The 22,686-nt window shown below is 71.3% G+C and carries 22 protein-coding genes; 7 read left to right on the top strand and 15 right to left on the bottom strand.

Going from position 1 to position 22,686, the window contains the following annotated elements; translation table 11 throughout:
- Nucleotides 1–22 precede the first annotated feature (22 nt).
- From AB0M88_RS11185 to dxs, 6 genes are all read right to left on the bottom strand, one after another.
- On the bottom strand, nt 23–1,255 hold the full coding sequence (locus AB0M88_RS11185) for a HAMP domain-containing sensor histidine kinase (RefSeq protein ID WP_364098931.1): 1,233 nt from the start codon (nt 1,253–1,255) through the stop codon (nt 23–25).
- Nucleotides 1,252–1,926 (bottom strand): response regulator transcription factor, encoded by a 675-nt coding sequence (locus AB0M88_RS11180; protein ID WP_364098928.1) that lies wholly within the window; start codon nt 1,924–1,926, stop codon nt 1,252–1,254. Before AB0M88_RS11180 ends, AB0M88_RS11185 begins: the two co-directional genes overlap by 4 nt.
- A gap of 91 nt (nt 1,927–2,017) precedes the next feature.
- Entirely contained in the window at nt 2,018–3,286 is a 1,269-nt protein-coding gene (locus AB0M88_RS11175) for a hypothetical protein (RefSeq protein WP_364098925.1), read from the bottom strand.
- A 33-nt stretch (nt 3,287–3,319) separates the two neighbouring features.
- On the bottom strand, nt 3,320–4,672 hold the full coding sequence (locus AB0M88_RS11170) for a PQQ-binding-like beta-propeller repeat protein (RefSeq protein WP_364098922.1): 1,353 nt from the start codon (nt 4,670–4,672) through the stop codon (nt 3,320–3,322).
- 3 nt (nt 4,673–4,675) lie between these two features.
- Nucleotides 4,676–5,992, bottom strand: a complete 1,317-nt coding sequence (locus tag AB0M88_RS11165; protein WP_364098919.1) for a PQQ-binding-like beta-propeller repeat protein — start codon at nt 5,990–5,992, stop codon at nt 4,676–4,678.
- Nucleotides 5,993–6,087: 95 nt separating this feature from the next.
- Nucleotides 6,088–8,013: a 1-deoxy-D-xylulose-5-phosphate synthase gene (dxs, locus tag AB0M88_RS11160; RefSeq protein WP_364098916.1), complete on the bottom strand. Its 1,926-nt coding sequence runs from the start codon at nt 8,011–8,013 to the stop codon at nt 6,088–6,090.
- A gap of 234 nt (nt 8,014–8,247) precedes the next feature.
- On the opposite strand from dxs, the gene AB0M88_RS11155 reads away from it, so the two are divergent.
- Nucleotides 8,248–9,108 carry a tetrahydrofolate dehydrogenase/cyclohydrolase catalytic domain-containing protein gene (locus tag AB0M88_RS11155; protein WP_364098913.1) on the top strand — a complete coding sequence of 287 codons (861 nt, stop codon included), beginning with the start codon at nt 8,248–8,250 and terminating at the stop codon, nt 9,106–9,108.
- On the opposite strand, the gene AB0M88_RS11150 is transcribed toward AB0M88_RS11155, so the two are convergent.
- Nucleotides 9,098–10,531: a TRAM domain-containing protein gene (locus AB0M88_RS11150; RefSeq protein ID WP_364098910.1), complete on the bottom strand. Its 1,434-nt coding sequence runs from the start codon at nt 10,529–10,531 to the stop codon at nt 9,098–9,100. The two genes, AB0M88_RS11155 and AB0M88_RS11150, sit on opposite strands and share 11 nt — an antisense overlap.
- Nucleotides 10,528–12,561, bottom strand: coding sequence for an APC family permease (locus AB0M88_RS11145; RefSeq protein ID WP_364098907.1), 2,034 nt, complete (start codon nt 12,559–12,561; stop codon nt 10,528–10,530). Before AB0M88_RS11145 ends, AB0M88_RS11150 begins: the two co-directional genes overlap by 4 nt.
- An 82-nt stretch (nt 12,562–12,643) precedes the next feature.
- Between AB0M88_RS11145 and AB0M88_RS11140 the strand changes: the two genes are divergently transcribed.
- Entirely contained in the window at nt 12,644–13,309 is a 666-nt protein-coding gene (locus AB0M88_RS11140) for a TrkA family potassium uptake protein (RefSeq protein ID WP_364099077.1), read from the top strand.
- Nucleotides 13,306–13,989 (top strand): TrkA family potassium uptake protein, encoded by a 684-nt coding sequence (locus tag AB0M88_RS11135; RefSeq protein ID WP_364099074.1) that lies wholly within the window; start codon nt 13,306–13,308, stop codon nt 13,987–13,989. The genes AB0M88_RS11140 and AB0M88_RS11135 overlap by 4 nt, the downstream gene beginning before the upstream one ends.
- A 3-nt stretch (nt 13,990–13,992) precedes the next feature.
- Here the strand turns inward: AB0M88_RS11135 and AB0M88_RS11130 are convergent, their stop codons facing one another.
- The 4 genes from AB0M88_RS11130 to dut all read right to left on the bottom strand — a co-directional run bounded on the left by AB0M88_RS11130 (nt 13,993) and on the right by dut (nt 16,529).
- Nucleotides 13,993–14,841 carry a DUF3159 domain-containing protein gene (locus AB0M88_RS11130; protein WP_364098904.1) on the bottom strand — a complete coding sequence of 283 codons (849 nt, stop codon included), beginning with the start codon at nt 14,839–14,841 and terminating at the stop codon, nt 13,993–13,995.
- Nucleotides 14,838–15,215, bottom strand: coding sequence for an OB-fold nucleic acid binding domain-containing protein (locus tag AB0M88_RS11125; protein WP_364098901.1), 378 nt, complete (start codon nt 15,213–15,215; stop codon nt 14,838–14,840). The genes AB0M88_RS11130 and AB0M88_RS11125 overlap by 4 nt, the downstream gene beginning before the upstream one ends.
- A 112-nt stretch (nt 15,216–15,327) precedes the next feature.
- Nucleotides 15,328–16,032 (bottom strand): DUF3710 domain-containing protein, encoded by a 705-nt coding sequence (locus tag AB0M88_RS11120; protein WP_364098898.1) that lies wholly within the window; start codon nt 16,030–16,032, stop codon nt 15,328–15,330.
- Between the two features lie 20 nt (nt 16,033–16,052).
- Complete coding sequence (dut, locus tag AB0M88_RS11115) at nt 16,053–16,529, bottom strand: dUTP diphosphatase (protein WP_364098895.1); 477 nt, start codon at nt 16,527–16,529, stop codon at nt 16,053–16,055.
- A gap of 107 nt (nt 16,530–16,636) precedes the next feature.
- Between dut and AB0M88_RS11110 the strand changes: the two genes are divergently transcribed.
- Nucleotides 16,637–17,140, top strand: coding sequence for a DUF3093 domain-containing protein (locus AB0M88_RS11110; protein WP_364098892.1), 504 nt, complete (start codon nt 16,637–16,639; stop codon nt 17,138–17,140).
- On the opposite strand, the gene AB0M88_RS11105 is transcribed toward AB0M88_RS11110, so the two are convergent.
- Nucleotides 17,106–17,993: a hypothetical protein gene (locus AB0M88_RS11105; protein ID WP_364098889.1), complete on the bottom strand. Its 888-nt coding sequence runs from the start codon at nt 17,991–17,993 to the stop codon at nt 17,106–17,108. The genes AB0M88_RS11110 and AB0M88_RS11105 overlap by 35 nt on opposite strands.
- Before the next feature lie 161 nt (nt 17,994–18,154).
- A complete protein-coding gene (locus tag AB0M88_RS11100; RefSeq protein WP_127506680.1) occupies nt 18,155–18,451 on the bottom strand; it encodes a DUF4193 domain-containing protein in 297 nt (98 codons plus the stop codon).
- Nucleotides 18,452–18,792: 341 nt separating this feature from the next.
- Here AB0M88_RS11100 and AB0M88_RS11095 point away from each other — a divergent pair, with 341 nt between their 5' ends.
- Nucleotides 18,793–19,341 (top strand): LytR C-terminal domain-containing protein, encoded by a 549-nt coding sequence (locus AB0M88_RS11095; protein ID WP_364098886.1) that lies wholly within the window; start codon nt 18,793–18,795, stop codon nt 19,339–19,341.
- A 3-nt stretch (nt 19,342–19,344) separates the two neighbouring features.
- On the opposite strand, the gene AB0M88_RS11090 is transcribed toward AB0M88_RS11095, so the two are convergent.
- The gene (locus tag AB0M88_RS11090) at nt 19,345–20,196 is read right to left on the bottom strand and encodes an inositol monophosphatase family protein (protein ID WP_364098883.1); all 852 of its coding nucleotides are present in this window, start codon (nt 20,194–20,196) and stop codon (nt 19,345–19,347) included.
- Between the two features lie 277 nt (nt 20,197–20,473).
- Here AB0M88_RS11090 and AB0M88_RS11085 point away from each other — a divergent pair, with 277 nt between their 5' ends.
- Together AB0M88_RS11085 and AB0M88_RS11080 are read left to right on the top strand one after the other, a co-directional pair.
- Complete coding sequence (locus AB0M88_RS11085; protein ID WP_364098880.1) at nt 20,474–22,063, top strand: RNA polymerase sigma factor; 1,590 nt, start codon at nt 20,474–20,476, stop codon at nt 22,061–22,063.
- Nucleotides 22,064–22,307: 244 nt separating this feature from the next.
- Nucleotides 22,308–22,547: a hypothetical protein gene (locus AB0M88_RS11080; RefSeq protein ID WP_364098877.1), complete on the top strand. Its 240-nt coding sequence runs from the start codon at nt 22,308–22,310 to the stop codon at nt 22,545–22,547.
- The last annotated feature ends 139 nt before the right edge of the window (nt 22,548–22,686 follow it).

Genomic DNA, 22,686 nt, shown 5'->3' with positions numbered 1-22,686 from the left:
TGAAGGGTACTGACGCGGGCGGTCACGCGATGCCCAGGTTTTTGGCTCGGGGGACGCTGGCCGTGGCGGCCACGACCGGGGTCGTGTCGGCGGTCGGCAGGGCGACCGTGACCTCCAGGCCGCCGCCCTCCTGGGCCACCGCCGAAACAGTGCCGCCGTGGGCGTCGCAGACCGCGCGGACGATCGACAGGCCCAGGCCCGAGCCGCGCGAGCCGGTGCGTTCCCACCCGCCGCGGCGGAACGGCTCGAACAGGCCCGGCACGTCGGCCGGTTCGACCTCGTAGCCGGTGTTGCCGACGATCAGGCGGGCCTGGCCGTCGACCGACTCGGTGCGGAGCCAGAGCTTGCCGAGCAGGTGGTTGTAGCGGATCGCGTTTTCGATCAGGTTGCCGGCCAGGCGGTCGAGAAGGCTGGGGTCGCCGACCACGTGGGCCGGCTGGAGGTCGGTGGTGACGTCGAGCTTGAGGCGCTCGGCCTCCGCCTTGACCGCGGAGAGGGCGTTGTAGACGCTCGTTGCCAGGTCGGCCGGGACCTTGCGGACCAGGCGGCGGCCGGACTGGGCCTCCGAGCGGGCCAGCACCAGCAGGGCGTCGACGAGGCCGTTCGCCCGTTCCGAGGCGTTGCGCACGACCTGGGCCATGCGGCGGTATTCGGCGACGTCGGCCTCGTCGTCGCTGAGGGTCACGTCGATCTCGGTGCGCATGACGGCGAGCGGGGTGCGCAGCTCGTGGGAGGCGTTGGCGACGAAGCGTTTCTGCGACTCGAACGCGCCGCCCAGCCGGTCGAGCATCGCGTCGAACGTGCGGGCCAGTTCGGCCACCTCGTCGTCGGCGCCCGAGTAGCGGATGCGCTGGTCGAGGGTCTCCTCGCCGAGGCGCTGGGCGGTCTGGGTGACCCGGTGCAGCGGGCGGAGCGCCCGCCCGGCCACCGCGTACGCCCCCGCGATGCCGATGATGCCGATCGCCAGCAGCGCGACCAGGCCCTTGACCAGCACCTCGCGGGACGCCCGGTGGACGAGTCCGGTCTGCCAGGACAGCGCGTCGCGGGTGGAACCGTCGGCCAGGGTGACCGTGGAGCCGTGCCGGAGGGCGTCGACCGGGTGCATCGCGTCGCCGACCAGCAGCCAGGCCAGCAGCACCAGGATGGCGCCGGCCCCGACGAGCAGGATGCCGTTGAGCAGGGTAAGCCGCAGCCGCAGGGTGGGGCGGAGGCTGAGCTCGAACCGTCGCCGGCTTTGTCCTAGGTAGACGGTCATGAGAGGACCACCGGTTCGGGGACGCGATAGCCGGCCCCGACCACGGTTTCGATCAGCGGCGGGTCGCCGACCTTTTTGCGCAGCGTCATCACGGTGACCCGCACCGTGGTGGTGAACGGGTCGGTGTTGGCGTCCCACACCCGTTCGAGCAGTTCTTCGCTGGACACCACGCCGCCGCGGGCCTTGAGCAGCTCCTCGAGAACGCCGAACTCCTTGTTGGTGAGGTCGACCGGCACTCCCCCGCGGGTGACGACGCGGCGGGTCTGGTCGAGGATCAGGTTGCCGACGGTCAGCACGGGCGGGGCGGCCGGGGTGGCCCGCCGGCCGAGGGCCTGCACCCGGGCGACCAGCTCCTCGAAGGCGAATGGCTTGGCCAGGTAGTCGTCGGCGCCGAGCTGGAGGCCCTCGACCCGGTCGGCCACCGTGCCGCTCGCGGTGAGCATCAGCACGCGGGTGAGCGCGCCCGAGGCGACCAGGGCGGCGCAGATCTCGTCGCCGTGCATGCCGGGCAGGTCGCGGTCGAGAACCACCACGTCGTACCTGGTCACGTACGCCATCTCGTGGCCTTGCAGTCCGTCGTAGGCCACGTCGACCGCCATGCCCTTGCGCCGCAGACCGCGTGCGATCGCGTCGCAGAGGTTCCGCTCGTCTTCCACCACCAGCACGCGCACCGCTGACCTCCGTTGACTACCGACCGGCCCCTCTTGACCACCAACCGGAACAGCCTCGTCGGCGAGGTGTGAAGAGGCCGTAAGAGGAAGGCTACCGAAGCTGCCAGATGCCGACCGAGGCGTCGGCGCGGCGGCAGACGAGGGCGTCGGCGCTGGTCTGGCAGTTGCCGTTGACCGCCTCGGCGCGGCCGAGGATCGTCGCGCTGCGCCGCACCGGATCGAGCGCGCCGTAGAAGATGGTGTTCTGCCCGGGTACGAGGTGAATGCCGTACAGCGTCGGCTGCACGCTGTCGGAGGCGACCACGTCCCAGCCGCCGAAGGTCCCGAGCACCCGGCCCGTACGCGGTTCCAGCACCCAGTAGGCCGGGGCGTCGCCATCCCGGTTGAGCATCGCGGCGACCAGGTAGGGACCGGCCGGTTCGGCGTACGCCCAGCGCCTCGACTCCCAGAGCAGCCGCCCGTCGGCCGGGTCGAGCACCACGATGCCCTGCTGCGGGCGGAAGGCGCACAGCACCAGCCCGCAGTCGGTCTGCATCCAGGTCTGGCTCAGGTCGACCCGGGTGTTCCAGACCGGCGTGAGCCCGGGCAGCCGGTAGGCGGTCACCCCGCCGGACGGGCCGCCGATGATCGCGAGGTCACCGACCGGCCAGACGATCGAGTTGGCGTGCGGGTCGATCGGCGGCCCGTGCCGGGTCGCGGTGATCCGGCCGGTCAGCGCGTCGCGGGTCTCGATCCGCCCGTCGGCCTGGACGGTGACGAACCACTGCGGATATTCGTCGATCGGCCCGGTGACCATGGTGTAGCCGTCGGCCGGCTGGGTGGTCGACCAGCGCAGCGCGCCGGTGTGCAGGTCGACCGCCTGCCAGACGGCCTGGTTGCGGGCGCCGTAGCCGGTGCTGAGCAGCGCGACCCCGGCCCGCCCGGAGGCGCCGGCGAGCCCGTCGAGCCGCCGCCAGAGCACCCGGTCGGTGCCGGCGACCACGGCCACCGTGCCCTGGTCGCCGTCCTGGTCGATCTGGTAGGAGACGACCAGGGTGTCGCCCGCCTCGAGGACGTTGGAGACCGAGCCGGTCACGGCCACGGTCGTACGGCTGAGAAGGTGCCCATCGGGCAGCGAGTAGGTCTTGATCAGGCCCCGGGTGACCAGGAAAAGGCGGTCGCCGTCGATGAAGGTGCTGTCGGCCAGGCGGGCCGGGATGACCGTGGCCGCCGGGAAGGGCGTGCTCACCGCGCTGCCGGCGGTCAGGGCGAGCAGGAGGACGGAGAGCGTGCCGAGCAGGGCCCGCCACGGCACCGGCGGCCCGGCTTCGGTCGCCGGAACGGCGGAAGCCTCGCCGAGGTCGATCATCGTGTTGGCCACGCCGCACTCCCACCTGTGCGGAAGACCCAATTGTCACCCGCGGTAGGAGAAAACCTGAAGGACTCCGGTGCCACGACAGACGACAAACGACGAATCGGTCGCGCAGTCGCTGACGACGCCGTGGGTCGCCCCGAGCGGCCGCAGGGCGACCGGATCGTCCTCGACCAGGGCGAACATGCTGACCCGGGTGTCGTCGGTGCGGCGCAGCAGCAGCGGGCTGCCGTCGGCCGCCGTGATGTCGCTGGACCAGCCCTTCAGCCACAGCTCGTCGTCGCCGTTGGCCGGGTCGACCACCCGCACCGCGTCGCTGGTGCCCGTGTCCTGCTCGAGCACGTCGGCGCCGACTCGCACCAGGTCGAGGCCGGGGGCGTGCCAGAGCGTGTGCCCGGTCGCCGGGTCGAGCACCGACACTCCGGACGCGGCGTCGGCGCAGACCAGGCCCGCGCACACGCCCGGGTCGACCAGTTCCTTGGCCTGCGGCACCCGCCAGAGCTGCTGAAATGTGCGCACCGAGTACGCGACGAGGCTGCGGGCGTCGCCGTGCTCCGAACCGTACGAGACGAGCACGAGGTCGCCGATCAGGCGTCCCGACTGGGGTTGCTGACCGGCCAGCGTGGGCAGGGCGATCGCGCGCCGGACGGCGCCGGTCGTGGACGAGAGCAGGGTGAGCCGGTCGGACGCCAGCACCACCACACCGGACGGATGGTCGAAGTACACCACCGAGCCGGGCGCCGAGGCCGTCCACGCCGTCGCGCCGGTTCGCAGGTCGACGCCGCGGAACTCGGTCGTGACCGGCGGCTGGTCGTGCGGCACGCCGGTGGCACTGAAGTAGAGGTCGCCGGGGGCGCCGCCGGCCTGGTTGTACTCGGTGCCGGCGCGGAACTTCGGGTCCTGCACGAGGCCGACCCGGCCGCCGGTGAGCGGGTGCACGCCGATGGCGGTGTGCCACCGGGCCGCGCCGGTGCGGGCGTCCACCGCGGTCGTCTCCGGCCCGTCGGTGATCAGCACGACGTCGCCGACCGTCGCGGCCCGCACGTCGCCGTAGGCCACCTGATCGGGGCCGATCTCGCGGGCCGGCACCGCGACGCTCCACAGCTTGGCCGGTGGCTTGGCCAGGCTCCAGGCGCTGACCGTGCGGTGGTCGCCGAGCCCGCCGGCGGTGTAGACGCGGTCGCCGTCGAGCTGGAACGGCGACTCGGGGATCGGCGGCGACGCGATGGTGCCGAGAAACCGCCAGCCCAGCGTGTCCGGCCCGCCGGCGCCGCCGAGCACGAAGACCAGGGCGACGGCGAGGACCAGGCCGGAAGTCCGGTAGCGCCGGGCGGGCGGGATCGAGGGGGGCACGGGGCCGGGCTGGGCGGTCAGGTCCAGCTCGATCAGCGCCAAGGGTCAAACCTTTCCGTACGCCCAGATCACCAGCTGCCCGTACATGGAGCGGCAGACGAGCCGGCCGGGAGCCGCCTGACAGTCCCCGGTGCCGGCCGGCAGCGGGGCCAGCAGGCGCGGTTGCATGTCACCCGGTCGGGCGACGGCGACCATGGTACGGGCTCCGGCGGCCCCGGTCCGTGTCACCAGCAGCGCGTCCTCGCCGCCGCTTCCCGGCACCGGCCGCCACCCGTTGAGCCGCACCTGGATCGCGCCGGTGTCCGGGTCGACCACACCGACCGGGTTGTCGGCGCTCTGCCCGCCGGCGTACGCGACGAACACCCGCCCCTCCTGCTCGATGGTCGACCAGCCGGGCCGCGACCACAGCCGGTCACCGGTCGCCGGGTCGATGCCGATCAACCCGTGGGCGCTGATCAGGCACGCGATGTCTCCGCAGGACTCGGCCGCGAAGGTGCCCGCGACCGGGATGGTCCAGATCTGCTTGAGGGTCGCCGGGTCGTACGCCGAGAGCTCCGCGCTGACCGCTCCCGGATGCCGCAGCAGGATCTCGCCGCCGGCCACCACCGGGTTGTCGGTGCCGTAGTCGGCCTGCGGCAACTTGCCGGCGGCCAGCACCGAGCCGTCGCTCAGGTCTTGCAGCGTGGCCGTCTGGTCGTCGCGGATCAGCAGCATCCGGCCGCCCTCGTCGCCCGGCCCCGGCACCCCGACCAGCACGGCCGTTCCGGGCACCACGACCGTCCACAGGGTGGCCCCGGTGTACGGGTCGATCGCGTCGACGGTTCCGGTCACCCGCCGCACGTTGCCGGTGGTGACGCTGCGGAGGCCGCTGACGCCGAGCAGGGTCGTCGAGCCGGGCACGGTCACCACGTTGCCGGTGCGGGCCCAGCGGTTGGCCCCGGTGTTGATCGAGACCGCGGTGGTGCCGGGGTCGCCGCCGCCGATCGCCAGCGGCCGCATCAGCACCAGGTTGCCGACCGTGCGCAGCCGGTAGGAGGGCGTCGACTCGCCGGCCACCCAGCTCAGCCGGCCGGTGCGCAGGTCGTAGGAGCTGAGCTGGCCGTAGCTCTGGGCGAGCAGGCTGCCTCTCTCGGTCAGCGCGTAGCCGTCGGACGGGCCGACCGAGAGCTGGAAGACGGTGGACAGCGGCGATTTGACCGGTCCGGCCGACGCTCCGGCGAAGAGCAGCACGAGGACCGCGAGCATCGAGACCGGGACCCACCGGGGCATCGTCGAGTATCCGGGCGATCCGTACGTCGGCGGTTCACCGCGTTCGTAACCGAGATCGATGAAGATCGGGGCGCTGGCGACGTCGACGTCCATGCCCTAAAGGTAACGAGACGATAACGAAGCCGCCCGCCGCGCGCCCCTTTAGGGAGCCTTTAGGACGGCCTCGCCGAATTTTCACATGGCAGAGCTCAGATCGCGTGCTGCGTCTCGCCGGTCGCGGTGGCGTCCAGGCCCGACACCCACTCGATGACGTCGCGGGCCACGTCCTGCGCGGTCAGCCCGAGACCGGCCAGGATCTCGGCCCGGGTGCCGTGCGGGTGGAAGCCGGCCGGCACACCGATCGCCCGCAGCGGCACGTCGACGTGGGCGTCGCGCAGGCCGGCCGCGACCGCCTCGCCGACCCCGCCCGTGCGCACCCCGTCTTCCACGGTGACGACCAGGCGGTGCTGGGCGGCCAGCCCGGCCAGCTCGACCGGCACCGGGCGCACCCAGCGCGGGTCGACCACGGTCACGCCGTAGCCCTGGCCGGCCAGCCGGTCGGCGACCTCGAGGCCGAGTCCGGCGAACGAGCCGATCGCGATCAGCAGGACGTCCGGGCGGGAATGCTCGTGCAGCACGTCGACCACGCCCACCCGGCGTACGGCCGGCATGTCGGGCGCGACCGAGCCGGTCGGGAACCGCACGATCGTCGGGCCGTCCTCGACCGCGACCGCCTCGCGCAGCTCCTCGCGCAGCGTGGCCGCGTCACGCGGGGCGGCGATGCACAGCCCGGGCACCACCCCGAAGACGCTCATGTCCCAGATGCCGTAGTGACTCGGGCCGTCGGGGCCGGTGATGCCGGCCCGGTCGAGCACGAACGTGACCGGCAGCTCGTGCATCGCGACGTCGAGCAGGACCTGGTCGAACGCGCGGTTGAGGAAGGTCGCGTAGACCGCGACGACCGGGTGCAGCCCGCCCATCGCCAGGCCGGCCGCACTCGTTACGGCATGTTGCTCGGCGATGCCCACGTCGTACGCCCGCCCGGGGTACTTCCTGGCGAGTGCGGCGATGCCGGTCGGCTCGCCCATCGCGGCGGTGATGCCGACGATGTCCGGCCGCTCGTCGGCGATCCGCACCAACTCGTCGGCGAACACGTTGGTCCACTTCACCGACGGCTTGGCCGTCAGCACGCCGGTCTGCGGGTCGAACGCGCCCGGGCCGTGCAGGCAGTCGGCCTCGTCCTGCTCGGCCGGGCGGTAGCCGTACCCCTTGCGGGTGACCGCGTGCACGATGACCGGGGCGTTGAAGCCCTTGGCCCGGCGCAGCGCCGACTCCATCGCGGCGACGTCGTGACCGTCGACCGGGCCGATGTATTTGAGGCCGAGGTCCTCGAACATGGGCTGCGGGCTGACCGCGTCCTTGATGCCCCGCTTGACCGCGTGCAGCACCTCGTAGACCGGCTTGCCGACCACCGGGGTCGAGCCGAGGGCGTCCTTGACCAGGTCGAGCACCCGCTCGTAGCCCGGGTTGAGGCGCAGCGTGGAGAGGTGGTCGGCCAGTCCGCCGATGGTCGGCGCGTACGACCGGCCGTTGTCGTTGACGACGATGACCAGCCGGTTCTTCGCCGCGGCGATGTTGTTGAGCGCCTCCCAGCACATGCCGCCGGTGAGCGCGCCGTCACCGACCAGGGCCACGACGTGCCGGTCCTCGCCGCGCAACGCGAACGCCTTGGACAGGCCGTCGGCGTACGACAGAGCGGTCGAGGCGTGCGAGTTCTCGATCAGGTCGTGCTCGCTCTCGGCCCGGCTCGGGTAGCCGGAGAGCCCGCCGTGCTGGCGCAGCAGGTCGAAGGCCTCCTGCCGGCCGGTCACGATCTTGTGCACGTACGCCTGGTGGCCGGTGTCGAACAGCACCCGGTCGCGGGGCGAGTCGAAGACCCGGTGCATGGCCAGCGTCAGCTCGACCACGCCGAGGTTGGGCCCGAGGTGGCCACCGGTGCGCGAGACCTTGGCGACCAGGAAGTCACGAATCTCGGCCGCCAGCAGAATCAGCTGCTCGTGGGTGAGGCGCTTGAGATCACCGGGCGAAGTGATGCTCGCCAGGACGCCGGACGAGGCAGACGGAGATTCACTCATGAGCGGAAAGTCTATCGGCGTGGTGCGCGCGCGCATCCGGCACGAAGGGCGGATGCGAGGTCCTACACACAACCTGCACATCGCGCTCCCCGGACGATGCACGTGATGTGGGTCACGATCGGTAGCCGGATATCCTGGCGGCACGCGCGACTGGCGGCACGAGGATGGTCCCAACCATCGGGGAGCCTGTCATCGGGAGTCGACCGCCTGGGCTCCCGACAGTTGGAGGAGCGCATGTCTTCTGCCCTCATGATGCCCGGTGCCCCGGTCGCCGAGGCGGTGCTGGCCGACGTCTCCGAGCGGGTGGCCCGGCTGCGCGAGCGCGGCGTCACCCCGAGCCTGGCCACGATCCTGGTCGGCGACGACGACGCGAGCGCCGGCTACATCCGGGTCAAGCAGCGCCAGGCCGCCGCCCTCGGCTTCGACTCGCCCCACGTGCACCTGGCCGCCGACGCTAAGCAGGACGACCTGCTCGCCGTGATCGCCGACTTCAACGCCGACAAGAACGTGCACAGCGTCCTGATCCAATACCCGATCCCGGCCCACCTGGAATACGACGCGGCGCTGATGACCCTCGACCCCGACAAGGACGTCGACGGCATGCACCCGCTCAACATGGGCCGCCTCGCGCTGGGCCTGCCCGGCCCGCTGCCCAACACCCCGGCCGGCATCGAGGCGCTGCTCGCCCACTACGAGATCCCGGTCGCCGGTCGCGAGGTCGTCATCCTCGGCCGGGGCGCCACCCTGGGACGGCCGCTGGCCATGCTGCTGACCCAGAAGCGCCCGACCGCCAACGCCGCGGTCACCGTCGTGCACACCGGGGTCAAGGACTGGGCGCGCTACACCCGGCGGGCCGAGATCCTCATCGCCGCGGCCGGCGTGCCCGGCATCATCCAGCCCGAGCACGTCAAGCCGGGCGCGGTCGTGGTCGGGGCCGGCGTGCGCTACGAGGGCCGCCGCCTGCTGCCCGACGTCGACGAGTCGGTCGAGACGGTCGCCTCCGCGATCACCCCGCGGGTCGGCGGGGTCGGCCCGACCACGATCGCGATGCTGTTCCGCAACGCGGTCGCGGCGGCCGAGCGGGCTACCGCCTAGGGGTCAGGAGAGCGACGCACTCGATGTGCTGGGTCATCGGGAAGCAGTCGAACGCCCGGATCTCGCTCATCTCCCAGCCCAGCGACCGGAAGGTCGCCACGTCGCGCGCCAGGGCCGCCGGGTCGCAGGCCACGTAGGCCACGGCCCGCGGTCCGGCGGCGGCGATCGCCTTCACCACCACGGCGCCGGCGCCGGCCCGCGGCGGGTCGAGCACGATGAGGTCGACCGGCGCGGTGATCCGGCGGCGGCGCAACGCGACGTCGACCCGGGCCTCGACGACCTCGACCGGCAGGTCGGCCAGGTTGTCCCGGGCCGCTTTCACGCCGGCCGGCGACGACTCGACCAGGGTGGTGCGGGCCCCGGTCCGCGTCGCCAGCGCGGCCGCGAAGAGTCCGGCCCCGCCGTAGAGATCCCACGACACCTCCCCGGCCTGCGGCCGGAGCATTTCCAGGACGGTCGCGGTCAGCGTCTCGGCGGCGGCCGGGTGCCCCTGCCAGAAGCTTTCCACCGGTACGCCCCACAGCCGGCCGACCGCACGTTCGCGCACGTCCGGTGGCCCTTGCAGCAGAGTCGGCGCACCGTTGCCGAGATCGGGACCGTCGACCGGGTCGTCGGCGGGCAGCGCACCACGTCCGGCCGGATGGGCGAGCACCGCCACGTCGCCCCCGCTGGAGGCGACAGCCTCGACGGCGTCGGCGTCCGGCCACTCGCGGGCAAGCAGGTCGAGCTCCTGGATGGCCGGGTGGGCGATCCGGCAGCGGTCGATCGCCACCACCTGCCGCGACCGGTGCTGCAGAAGCCCCGCCCGCCCGGCCGCGTCGACCGCGTAGCGCACCCGGCTCCGCCACCCCAGCAGCCGCGCCGGGTCGTCATCCCCCGCCGAACCGGCCACGACCGGCGCGCCCGGGCCCGTGCCCGGCGCCACGGCTGGAGCGGGCGGGCTGTCCCCGCCGGGGTGCGAATCGGTGCCGGGGCTGGACGGCCCCGGGTCGCCGGGCCCGGGAGGCGACGTTGCGGGTGGGAGGGGCTCGACGCGTACGGAATCGTCGGTGAGGCCGGCCAGGCGGTGGAGCTGTTCGTTGACCACCTGGCTCTTCCACCGCAATTGCGCGTCGCTTGCGACGTGCTGCAGGTCGCAGCCGCCGCAACCACCCGGATGCGCGAACGGGCACGGCGGCTCGACCCGGTCGGGTGACGGCTCGTGGATCTCCACCGCGTCGGCCCGCAGGTAGCCCTTGTGCACCTCGGTGACCTCGGCCGTGATGCGCTCGCCGGGCAGCGTGTGGCGCACGAAGACGACCCGGCCGTGCTCGCCGCCGAGACGGGCCACGCAGTGCCCGCCGTGCGCCGGCGCGCCGACCGTGAGCTCGACGCGGTCGCCCTCGACCAGGTCGTCGTCCGGGTAGGGGTAGGGGTAGGTCACGAGACTCCGTCCGGGGCCGGCGACTTCTGAGGCGCGCTGTCGCCGCCGCGGTTGCGGGGGCCCCGCGCCGGGCCCCGGCGCAGGTTGTTGTCGAGGCGGTCGAGGTTGCGGTCCTGGCTGGAACGAAGCTGCCAGGGCACGCTGGTGACCATCACGCCGGGCTCGAACAGCAGCCGGCTCTTGATGCGCAGCGCGCTCTGGTTGTGCAGCACGTTCTCCCACCAGCGGCCGACCACGTATTCGGGCACGAAGACCGTCACCACGTCGCGCGGCGAGCCCCGGCGCATGCTCTTGACGAAGTCGATGATCGGGCGGGTGATCTCGCGGTAGGGCGAGTCGATGACGGTCAGCGGCACCGGGATCTGCCGGCGTTCCCACTCCTGCTGGATCGCCCGGGTGTCCTTGTCGTCGACGTTGACCGTGATCGCGGTGAGCGTGTCGGGCCGGGTCGCCTGGGCGTAGGCGACCGCCCGCAGGGTCGGCATGTGCACCTTGCTGACCAGCACGACGGCGTGGTTGCGGGAGGGCAGGACCGGCCGTTCCTCGGTCGGCTCGAGCTCGCGGGACACGCTCGTGTAGTGCTTGTGGATGCCGACCATGGTGATGTAGATCACGATCATGGCGGCGATCGCGATCCAGGCGCCGAGCAGGAACTTGGTGATCAGCACGACGATCAGGACGGCGCCGGTGAGGCCCATGCCGAACGCGTTGATCGCCCGCGAGCGGATCATCTGGCGGCGCCGGGCCGGGTCGCGCTGGGTGCGCAGCAGCCGGTTCCAGTGCCGGATCATGCCGCCCTGCGACAGCGTGAACGACACGAACACGCCCACGATGTAGAGCTGGATCAGCCGGCTGGTCTGGGCGTTGAACGCGATGATCAGCGTGCAGGCGGCAACGGCCAGGAAGATGATGCCGTTCGAGAACGCCAGCCGGTCGCCCCGCGTGTGCAGTTGGCGGGGCAGGTAGCGGTCCTGGGCGAGGATCGAGCCGAGCACCGGGAACCCGTTGAACGCCGTGTTCGCGGCCAGGAACAGGATCAGCGCCGCGACGACGCTCACGGCCAGGGCCATCCAGGACCCGTGGCCGAAGACGGCGTTGGCCAGCTGGGCGAGCACCGGATCCTGGTCGGGATCGAAGAACTTCAGGTGGGTGAGCCGGGCCAGGGCGACGATGCCGAACAGCATGGTGATCGCGACGAGGCCGAGCAGCAGCAGCGTGGTCGCCGCGTTCTTGCTCTTCGGCGGCTTGAACGCGGGCACGCCGTTGGAGATCGCCTCGACGCCGGTCAACGCGGCACAGCCCGAGGAGAAGGTACGCAACAGCAGATAGCCGAAGGCGAAGTTGCTCAGGTTGCTGCGCTGGGCGGTGAACGCCAGGTTGGCCGACTCCGCCTGCAGGTGGTCGCCGAGCACGAAGATGCGGAACAGGCCGGTCACCACCATGATCACGACCACGACGATGAACGCGTAGGTCGGGAAGGCGAAGGCGGTGCCGGCCTCGCGCAGGCCGCGCAGGTTGAGCGCGGTGAGGACGGCGATCGCCCCGACCGCGAACTCGACCTTGTGGTCGGCGGCGAACGGCCACATCGCCCCGAGCAGGGCGACACCCTGCGAGCTCGAGACCGCGACCGTGAGGATGTAGTCGACGAGCAGCGCGCTCGCCACCCCGAGCCCGGCCCGCGGCCCGAGGTTGACCGTGGCCACCTCGTAGTCGCCGCCGCCGGACGGATAAGCGTGCACGTTCTGCCGGTAGCTCGCCACCACGGTCAACATCACGACCGCGACCGCCAGGGCGATCCACGGGGAGATGGTGAAGGCGCCGGCGCCGGCTATCGAGAGGGTCAGCAGGATCTCGTCCGGTGCGTACGCCACGCTCGACAAAGCGTCGCTGGCGAACACGGGCAGGGCGATCCGCTTGGGCAGCAGCGTGTGCTGCAGCTTGTCGGAGCGGAACGGTCTGCCCAGTAGCAGCCGCTTGGCGAGGGAGGTCGTACTTACCACGAGTGCCAAGACTACGGCCGGTTGCCACATCTCGTATCCCGCCCCGGTCGGCGCCCGTCGCGGGGGCGTGGGACCCTCCTCATGTGAGCACGGATTCGAGAGGGTGCGAACCTTGCACGTGGTGATCATGGGCTGCGGCCGGCTGGGTTCGACGCTGGCGCAGAAGCTCGACGGACGCGGCCATTCGGTGGCGGTGATCGACCAGAACGCCGACGCCTTCCGCCGGCTCCCGGCCGAGTTCAGCGGGACCACGGTGACCGGCGTCGGCTTCGACCGGGACGTGCTCCGCGCGGCCGGCATCGAGCGTGCGGACGCCTTCGCGGCCGTCTCGAGTGGCGACAACTCCAACATCATCTCGGCCCGGCTGGCCCGCGAGACGTACGGCGTGTCCCGCGTCGTCGCCCGCATCTACGACGCCCGCCGCGCCTTGGTCTACGAGCGGCTCGGCATCCCGACCGTGGCGACCATCCGCTGGGCGGCCGACCGCATGATGCGGCAGCTGGTGCCCGAGGGCACGGTCGAGGTCTTCCGCGACCCGACCAGCGTGATCTCGATCGTCGAGGTGCCGCTGCACAGCGACTGGGTCGGCAAGACGATCAAGTCGCTGGAGGAGAGCACCGGCGCCCGGGTGGCCTATCTGATGCGCTTCGGCATGGGCATGCTCGGCACCCCGTCGACCGCGTTCCAGGACGGCGACCAGGTCTTCATGCTGGTCACCGACGACACCGTGGCCGATGTGCTGGACGTCGCGGCGGGCGCCGAGAAAGAAGGGCACTGACCATGCGGATCGCCATCGCGGGGGCCGGCAACGTCGGCCGGTCGATCGCGCAGGAGCTGATCGGCAACGGCCACCAGGTCATGCTGATCGAGCGGCAGCCCCGCCAGCTGCGGCCGGAGCGGGTGCCCGAGGCCGAATGGGTGCTCGCCGACGCCTGCGAGCTGACCAGCCTCGAGGAGGCCGACGTGGCGGGCTGCGACGTGGTCGTGGCGGCCACCGGCGACGACAAGGCCAACCTGGTCGTCTCGCTGCTGGCCAAGACCGAGTTCGCGGTGCCGCGGGTGGTCGCCCGGGTCAACCGGGCCGAGAACGAGTGGCTCTTCACCGAGCAGTGGGGCGTCGACGTCTCGGTCAGCAAGCCTCGCCTGATGGCGGCCCTGGTCGAGGAGGCGGTCACGGTCGGCGACCTGGTCCGCCTGATGACCTTCCGCCAGGGCGAGGCCAACCTGGTCGAGATCACGCTGCCCCGCCACGCGCCATACGAGGGTAAGCCGGTGCGGACCGTGCCGTTGCCCCGCGACGCGGCGCTGGTGGCGATCCTGCGGGGCAAGCGCGTGGTCGTGCCGACGCCGGACGACCCGCTGGAGGCCGGCGACGAGCTGATCTTCGTCTGCACGTCCGAGGTCGAGGACCAGATCCGCGCGGTCGTGCTCGGCCGCGAGGGCCGCGAGCCGCGCTGACGCCTACGCCTGAGCGGGCTCTTGCTCCTCCGGGGCCCGCTCGGTGCTGGTCACCCGGTGGATGGCCCACGCCGAATAGGCGAAGGTGCCGGCATAGATCGGCCAGCTGATCAGGATGCGGACGATGCCGAGCGCGTTCGCCTCGTGCTGCGACCACAGATAGAGCTGAACGCCGGCCCGCACGCAGAGCGAGACCACCCAGACCATGGTCAGCCACTGGAAGGTGCGAAAGAGCCGCCGGTCACCGAACCAGTCCTGGTGGCCCTTGTTCGCCATCACGCCCCAGGCGTAGCCGATCAGAGGCTTGCGGATCACCGCGGAGATCAGGAAGAGCGCCGCCTGCGCGAACGTGATCAGGATGCCGGGCAGATAGAAGTTTTCCGCCTTGCCGGTGCGCCAGGCGAAGTACGCCCCGACCGCGATGCCGAACAGCCCGTTGACCGCGTGCCGGACCGGCTCACGGCGGGTGAGCCGGTAGACGCCGATGCCGAGCGCCGAGATCACCGACCCGGCGATCGCCCAGTACAGCGCGGTGCGCTTGTCGAGGTGGGCCACCGAGCTGAGCACGACGTTGAACAGGACGAACGCGAGGACCGGCACGCTCGACTCGACGAGGCCGCGGACGCCACCGAGCTGCTCGGCGATCTGCTCACTCATCGAGGGCAGTTCGTCCTCGTCGTCCTCGGCGTTCTTCTCGAGCTGGGCCCGTTCGAGCGGCCCCTTCCCGGCCTGGAGATCCATCTCTTCGACGATCACCTCGGCCGCGCGCTCCTCGAGCTCCTCGACCTCCCCGGCAAGCCGTTCCTCGACCGTTTCGTGCGCGACGTGGCGCGGCTCGCTGCCGGGTGTCACCGGGGCGCCTCCAGCTCGTAGTACGGGTTGTAGATCACCTTGCGGTCGTCGCGGATCGCGATGCGGCCCTTCGCGGTGAGCTGACGCCCGGGTTCGATGCCGGCGATCGACCGGCGGCCCAGGAAGATCAGCGTGACCACGTCACTGCCGTCCCAGAGGTCGGCCTCCAGGGTGGGCAGGTTCGTCCGAGGAGTGTACGCCACGGTGCGCAGTCGCCCCGACACCGAAACGACCTGGCCGCGGGAGCAGGCGGTGGCCGGCACGGCGCCGCACTTGGCGCTCTCGCGCTGCAGGTCCTGCGCGTCGAGCTCGGAGTCGGTCGCGGTCAGCCGGTCGAAGAATTTGCGCAGTCCGGTGCGTTCCTCGGTCGTCATGACCTCACGTAACCCTTCTCATCAACGCCCCGACGGTGGACGGCAAGTGTGCGCGGATGCCGTCCAACCACGGTACGCCGGAGAGACCCCAGGTGACCTCTGTCACGCGAGCTTAGTTCAGGTTCCGTCCGTTGAACGCCGTCGATTCATCCGGCGGCGCGGGCTGCTGCTGCCCCTGAGCCTCCTGGGCCTGCTCGGTCATGTCCTTGGGCAGCCGCAGCGGCAGCGCCTCACGCACCGGGCGGGCCTCCTCGTCCCGCACGACCACCAGACCGCTCATCACCTGGCCCAGCGCGCCCTCGCTCGACCGGTCGGCCGCGGCCCGGCCCTGGAACAGCGCCCGGACCATCCAGCGCGGCCCGTCCACGCCGACGAAACGCAGGTCGGCCGGGCCCTCGGGGGTGGTGACGCGGGCGGTCAGCTCGATCCCGTACGGCCCCTGGACCTCCTGCGCGGCGACCCCGTCGGCGACCATCGCCTCGGCGATCTCGTCGCGCACCTCGTTCCAGATGCCCTCGGACTTCGGCGCCGCGAAGACGCCCAGCTGCAGTGCGCTCTCGCCGTCGACCAGCACGATCTGCTCGACCACACCCTCCGGGTTGGCCTGCACCCGCACCTCGACGCCGTCGATCGCCGGGATCAGCAGGCTGCCCAGGTCGAGCCGCTGCACACCCTCGGGGGCGTGCCGCTGGTCGTAGGGGCCGTGCTCGGGCGCGGGCGCCTCGTCGTCGGCCGCGAGGCTGTGCCTCAGCGCCTCGGAGGGCGGCGCGTCGGTCGGACGCACGTGCTTCGGGCCGCCGCGCTTACGGGAGAACATCGTTGCCCAACCTTCCGTTTCTAAGACTGCGTCTGCGCTTGCGCGGGCAGCGCGTGGTGCCCGCCGGTCGACCCGTGCCCCCCGGCACCGCGGACGGTGTCGTCGAGCTCGTCGACCACCTGGAAGACCGCGCGCTCGACCCGCTGGACGACGAGCTGGGCGATGCGGTCGCCCCGGGAAATCTTGACCGTGTTGACCCGATCGTGGTTGACCAGGATGACGAGGATCTCTCCGCGGTAGCCGGCGTCGACCGTACCGGGCGCGTTGAGCACCGTCACACCGAGCCGGGCCGCCAGACCGGACCGCGGATGGACCAGTCCGACGTAACCGTCCGGAATGGCCAGCGCGACCCCGGTGCGGACCGCCGCGCGGGCCCCCGGGAGCAGCTCGGTGTCCTCGGCCGCGACCAGGTCGGCGCCGGCGTCACCCGGATGGGCGTAGGACGGCAGCGGCAGGTCGGGGTCGAGCCGGCGCAGCGGGATGCTGAGTTCGCTCATGTCGGGCTGGTCCTCACTCGTACGGCGAAGGGCAGGCGGCCGGTGGGCGGGCCTTACCCTGCCATCCTGCCGCGCTCGGTCGCGGAGGCGCGCCGTACCCTTCCAGGGTGACACCCGTGCCCGCCGACCGCATCACCGCGCCGCCACGTTATCGCGAGCGGCTGCGGCTGTCCTGGTGGTCCTGGCTGCCCGCGCTGCTGGTCGACGCCATCGTCGCGATCGAGTTCACCCTGGGCTTCGCGAGCATCCCGACCTGGCTGCCGTTCGCCGTGGTGATCCCGCTGACCGTGGCCGGGCTGATCTGGGTGAGCCGCATCAGCGTCACGGTGACCGACGATGAGCTGCTCGTCGACGACGCGCGCCTGCCCGTGTCGGTGATCGCCGACGTGGTCGCTCTCGACGCGGGCGGCAAGCGGGAGGCCTTGGGCATCGGGTCGCACCCGCTCGCGTTCGTGATCCAGCGCCCGTGGATCGGGCCGGCCGTGCAGGTGCTCCTCGACGACCCGGACGACCCCACGCCCTATTGGCTGATCAGCACCAGAAAGCCGGTCGAGCTCGCGACCGTCCTGCTGGAGGTCAGCTCCCGAGTGCGCGACGGCGCGTCTTCTTGAGATCGTCCTGGATGTGGCCGCCCAGGTTGCGGGTCGCTCTGCGGTTCAGATAGCCGGCCACCGCGGCGCCGGTGAGCAGCGGGCCCATCGTGGTCAGATTGCGCCCGAAACGGCGCAGCAGCATGCCCTGGAGTTCCTTGCGGGCGGCCGTGCCCAGCACGGTGGCCACGCCGACGCCGGGCACCAGCGGGTTGACCCCACGCTGGCCCGACCAGGCCTGGATCAGGGCGGCCGCGCGCTGGCCGGGGCCGCCGGTCACCGGCCGGCCGTAGACCTCGTGCAGCTCGCCGATCAGCTTCATCTCGACCGCGACCACCCCGATCGTCTCGGCGGCCAGCAGGATCGGCGCGGAGAGCAGGGTGGGCGTCGCGACCCACTCGACCGAGGCCACGCCGCCTCCGGCGGCGCCGATCCCGGCGGTGGTGCGGGCGGCGTTGCGGATCAGGCGCTCGGCGAGATCGTCGTCGTCGAGGCCCGGGAAGTGCCGTAGCAGGGTCTCGCGGTCGCGCACCGGCACATGCGGGGCGACGTCACCCACCACGTCGGCCATCCAGCGCAGGGCGGCCTTGGGGCGGAACACCTGGCCGAGACCGCGGCGGCGGACGTCGGTGACCAGGCGGACGAGCAGCTTGCGGCGGCCGGCGGGTTCGATGTCGTCGGCGGTCAGCGCGGCGACGGTCCGGCCGAGCTCGTCGTCGGCTTCCTGCCGGGTGAGCGGCTCGGTTTCCTGGTCGGTTTCGGCTTCGTGCTGGGCGAGCGGCTCTGGGACGGCGGCGGTGAGCTCATCTCCGGCGGATGAATCCTCCGGCGGCATGGCGGTGCCGCTCGGGGTCGGTTGTTCCGGGTGGCCCATCGTCGTCCTCCCGTCGTCGCTCTCCGGTCATCAGGTAGATGCCCGGTTCCGCCCTCCAGTCAAACACCGGGCCTCAACGGCACCGGGAATCACCGGGGACGGCTGGACGCCCGACCGTCATCGGCACGGCCGGGTGGTGACGCGTTGCCGCGAGGCGCCGGTCAGGCGCACTCGCGGCAGATCAGTTCCCCGTTGCGTTCCGCGGCCAGTTGGCTGCGGTGATGCACCAGGAAACACCGGGCGCAGCGGAACTCGTCGGACTGCATGGGCAGCACCTTGACGGTCAGTTCCTCGTCGGCCAGATCGGCGCCGGGCAGCTCGAAGCTCTCCGCCACCTCGACCTCGTCGACGTCAACTGCACCCGACTGCGAGTCGGCTCGGCGGGCCTTGAGCTCCTCGAGGCTGTCCTCGCCGAGGTCGACCTCATCGCGACGCGGGGCGTCGTAGTCGGTGGCCATCGGTTTTCACTCTCCTGTATCGATGTGTCACTTGGCGTTAGTAACGCCAGGGACGAGGTTTCGGTTCCCGGTTCCGCTGGACGATTTCTGACAGTCAAGCTGCCCCCGGCGAGCGCGGAACCTTACCGCTGTTGTGGCAGGGTTGTACGCGATCAGGCCGCCCATTGTTCCCGATGTGACCGAGGCGACATCAAAGTAGGGGCACAAGCCACTCGATCATCGTCGGCGCGCCGGAACTATTCCCTGTTTCCGCGTGCCTGGCGCACAGACGCTAACCTCTCGACAGGTCCCCGCCGGTGTTGCCCGGCTAGTTCGTCACATCCCACCCTGGAGCCAGCCCCATGAGCTTTGCCCGCGTCCGAGCACTCGTCGTCGTCGGCGTGCTCGTGGTGGCCGCGGTCGTCCTCGTCATCGTGGCACTGACCAAGGACACGCAAGGCGACCCCGTGGGGGACAGTTGCCCGGCCGGTGCGCCCCGGGTCGACATCGAACTGCCCGACGACCCGGCCCAGGTGACCGTCAAGATCTACAACGGCACCACGACCCCGGGCCTGGCCGACAGCGTGACCACCGAGTTCAAGAACCGGCGGTTCACCACCCAGAAGCCGGCCGAGAACAAGACCCGGTACTCCGGGATCGCCGACATCAAGTACGGGCCCGACGCGGTCGGCAAGGCCCAGCTCCTGCGGGCATACTTCCTCGATCAGTCGAAGATGGAGTACGACGCGAAGCGCAAGGGCGCCACGATCGACATCGTGATCGGCAAAGACTTCCGCCAGCTGGCCACCAGCACCGAGGTCAACCAGTCGCTGGCCGCGGTGGGCGAGCCGACCGTGCCGCCGGGCGCCTGCGCCAAGCCGGCCACGAAGAAGAAGGACGCCGACTCCTAGGCTCTACGGGCCGTTGTCGGCGTCGAGCTCGACCAGCAGGTCGTGCAGCGGGCCGAAGATCGCCGGTGGAGCGGCCACGACCATGTCCGCGCCGGGCGCCGCACCCCGCAGACCGGAGACGATCGCCCCGGCCTCGGTGGCGATCAGACCGCCGGCCCCGTGGTCCCAGGGATTGAGACCCTTCTCGTAATACGCGTCGAGGGTTCCCTCGGCCACCGCGCACAGGTCGAGGGCCGCCGCGCCGAACCGCCGGATGTCACGCACACGGGTGATCAATTGTGCCACCACCGCGCCCTGGTGGGCCCGTCGCTTGGCGTCGTAGCCGAAGCCGGTGCCGACCAGTGACTGGTCGAGCCGGGTCCGCGTGGACGGGTGCAGCGGCCGGTCGCCGCGCCACGCCCCGCCGCCCCGGGTGGCCGTCCACTCGTCGCCGGTGGCCGCGTTGATCACCACGCCGGCGACCGCCTCGCCGTCGATCTCGGCCGCCAGCGAGACCGCGTACTGCGGGAGCCCGTACAGGTAGTTGACCGTGCCGTCGATCGGGTCGAGGACCCACCGCACGGCGCTGCCTTCCGGGCCGCCTTCCGGGCCGGCTTCCGGCTCGGGTGAGGCCGAATCGCCGTACTCCTCGCCGAGCACGCCGTCACCCGGGCGGGCGGCCCGGAGCGCCTCGATGACCTGCCGCTCGACGGCCCGGTCGGCAGCTGTTACCACATCGGTATCGGTGCTCTTGGTCTCGACGTCCGTGATCGCCTCGGCCCGCATGCGGCGAGCCGTCGCCGCCGCCTCCCGGGCCACCCTCACCGCGAGCGCCAGCAGGTCGCCGGGCGTCGATGCCGTCCGAATCTCACTCACTTGTCAGCCCTTTCCACCGTTACCATTCTTCCGGCAGGCGTCCTCGACTCTCCCGCCAGGCGTCTTCCACGAGGTCCGAGGCCCCTCGCGGCGTGCTGCGGCGGGAGGATCTCGCTGGACGGCGCTACAATTCACCCCTGCCCACGCTTCACGGACACCAGGTACTCCGCCCGTCCGTGTCCCGCGGGTCCCCACACCACACCGGCCAGCCTCCTCGCCGTGCGCTGCGCTGGGCTCATTGGCCGTGCACAACCTCATCGCCTCCGGAAGGTCATTCGTGACAGAAGCCCACCACAACGGTGCCGACGTTCGCTCCCTCACCGAGGCCCTGATCACCCATGCTCAGGGTGCGGGCGGGCAGCTGACATCCGCCGAGGTCGCGCACACGCTCGAGTCCGCCCAGGTGAACCCGGCCCAGGCCAAGAAGATCCTCCGGGGGCTCGTGGACGCCGGCATCACTGTCGTCGTCGACGGTTCGGTGAGCACGCGGCGCAAGGTCGCCGCGGCCCGCGCCGCCACTCCCGCCTCCAAGGCCACCACCGCGAAGGCGGCACCGGCCAAGAAGGCCGCCCCGACGCAGAAGCAGGCCGAGGTTCCGCCGGCCGCTCCGGCCAAGGCGGTGCCCGCCGCGGCCGACGGCGGTGCGACCCCGGCCAAGAAGACGACCGCCCGCAAGGCCACCGCCGCCAAGGCCGCCCCGGCGAAGAAGGCCGTCGCCGGCAAGGCCGCTCCCGGCAAGCCCGGCGAAGAGGGCCCCGGCACCGGCGAGGAGATCGATCCCGAGGCCCTCGCGGCCGAGATCGAGGACGTCGTGGTCGAGGAGCCGGCCGCGATGGTCGCCGCCGCGGCCTCCGACGCCGCCAGCTCGGCCACCGAGGGCGACTTCGAGTGGGACGACGAGGAGTCCGAGGCGCTCAAGCAGGCCCGGCGCGACGCCGAGCTGACCGCCTCCGCCGACTCGGTCCGGGCCTACCTCAAGCAGATCGGCAAGGTCCCGCTGCTCAACGCCGAGCAGGAGGTCGAGCTCGCCAAGCGCATCGAGGCCGGGCTCTACGCCGCCGAGCGGCTGCGCGCCTGCGAGGAGGGCGAGGAGAAGCTCGAACGCAACTTCGAGCGCGACCTCCGCTGGATCGGCCGGGACGGCGAGCGGGCGAAGAACCACCTGCTCGAGGCCAACCTGCGTCTGGTGGTGTCGCTGGCCAAGCGCTACACCGGCCGCGGCATGGCCTTCCTCGACCTCATCCAAGAGGGCAACCTCGGCCTCATCCGCGCGGTCGAAAAATTCGACTACACCAAGGGCTACAAGTTCTCCACCTACGCCACCTGGTGGATCCGCCAGGCCATCACCCGCGCCATGGCCGACCAGGCCCGCACCATCCGCATCCCGGTGCACATGGTGGAGGTCATCAACAAGCTCGGCCGCATACAGCGTGAGCTGCTCCAGGACCTGGGCCGCGAGCCCACCCCGGAGGAACTGGCCAAGGAAATGGACATCACCCCGGAAAAGGTGCTGGAGATCCAGCAGTACGCCCGGGAGCCGATCTCGCTCGACCAGACGATCGGCGACGAGGGCGACAGCCAGCTCGGCGACTTCATCGAGGACTCGGAGGCCGTGGTCGCGGTCGACGCGGTCTCGTTCTCGCTGCTCCAGGACCAGCTCCAGCAGGTACTGCAGACCCTGTCCGAGCGGGAGGCGGGCGTGGTGCGACTGCGCTTCGGCCTCACCGACGGCCAGCCGCGCACGCTGGACGAGATCGGCCAGGTCTACGGGGTCACCCGGGAGCGGATCCGGCAGATCGAGTCCAAGACGATGTCGAAGCTGCGGCACCCGTCCCGCTCCCAGGTCCTCCGCGACTACCTGGACTAGGACGAACGGTCAACTTTGCGTGTCGGAATGGTCACCACCCGTACATCAACGGGTGGTGATCAGACCGTTGTGCAGAAGTGATCGTTGACGTGGCACCCTTGGATCACGGCACACTAGCCGGAACACGTGTGACCCCGGTCCCGTCCGGGCACTGTGGGAAGGCTGCAACGATGCAGGGTGTTGCACGATGTGTGGTAGGTAGCCGAGGAACATGTTCATCGGTGACGAACAGAGGAGGAAGGCGATGACCCCGACCCTCACGCCGCCGGCGGGTAGTGTGGCCGGCCCAGCAGCCGATGAACGGTGCGACCGCTGCAATGCAGCAGGAAAGCTCCGTTTGACCCTGGCTGGTGGCAGTGAACTGGTGTTCTGCGGACACCACGCCAACCGGTACGCGGAAGATCTGGTGAAGATCACGGTGCAGTACGTGGCCGACCCGGAGTTCACGTGGCGCGGCGCGGACATGATGTCTAACTCCAACTAGCAACCCCCGAACGAGCTTGACCAGGGGCGCCCACGGTGTGGGGCGCCCCTTTCGCCGTCTGAAGTGCCCGGAGAACCTCGCGCAACAGCCTCATCGAACCGGTCATCCGGCCGATGAGGCGAACGAAGCTACTTTCCGG

Origin of the sequence: Actinoplanes sp. NPDC051411, assembly GCF_040682075.1 — a bacterium.
In the GTDB taxonomy this organism is placed as follows: Bacteria; Actinomycetota; Actinomycetes; order Mycobacteriales; family Micromonosporaceae; genus Actinoplanes.
This window is presented reverse-complemented; position numbering and strand designations above follow the sequence as displayed.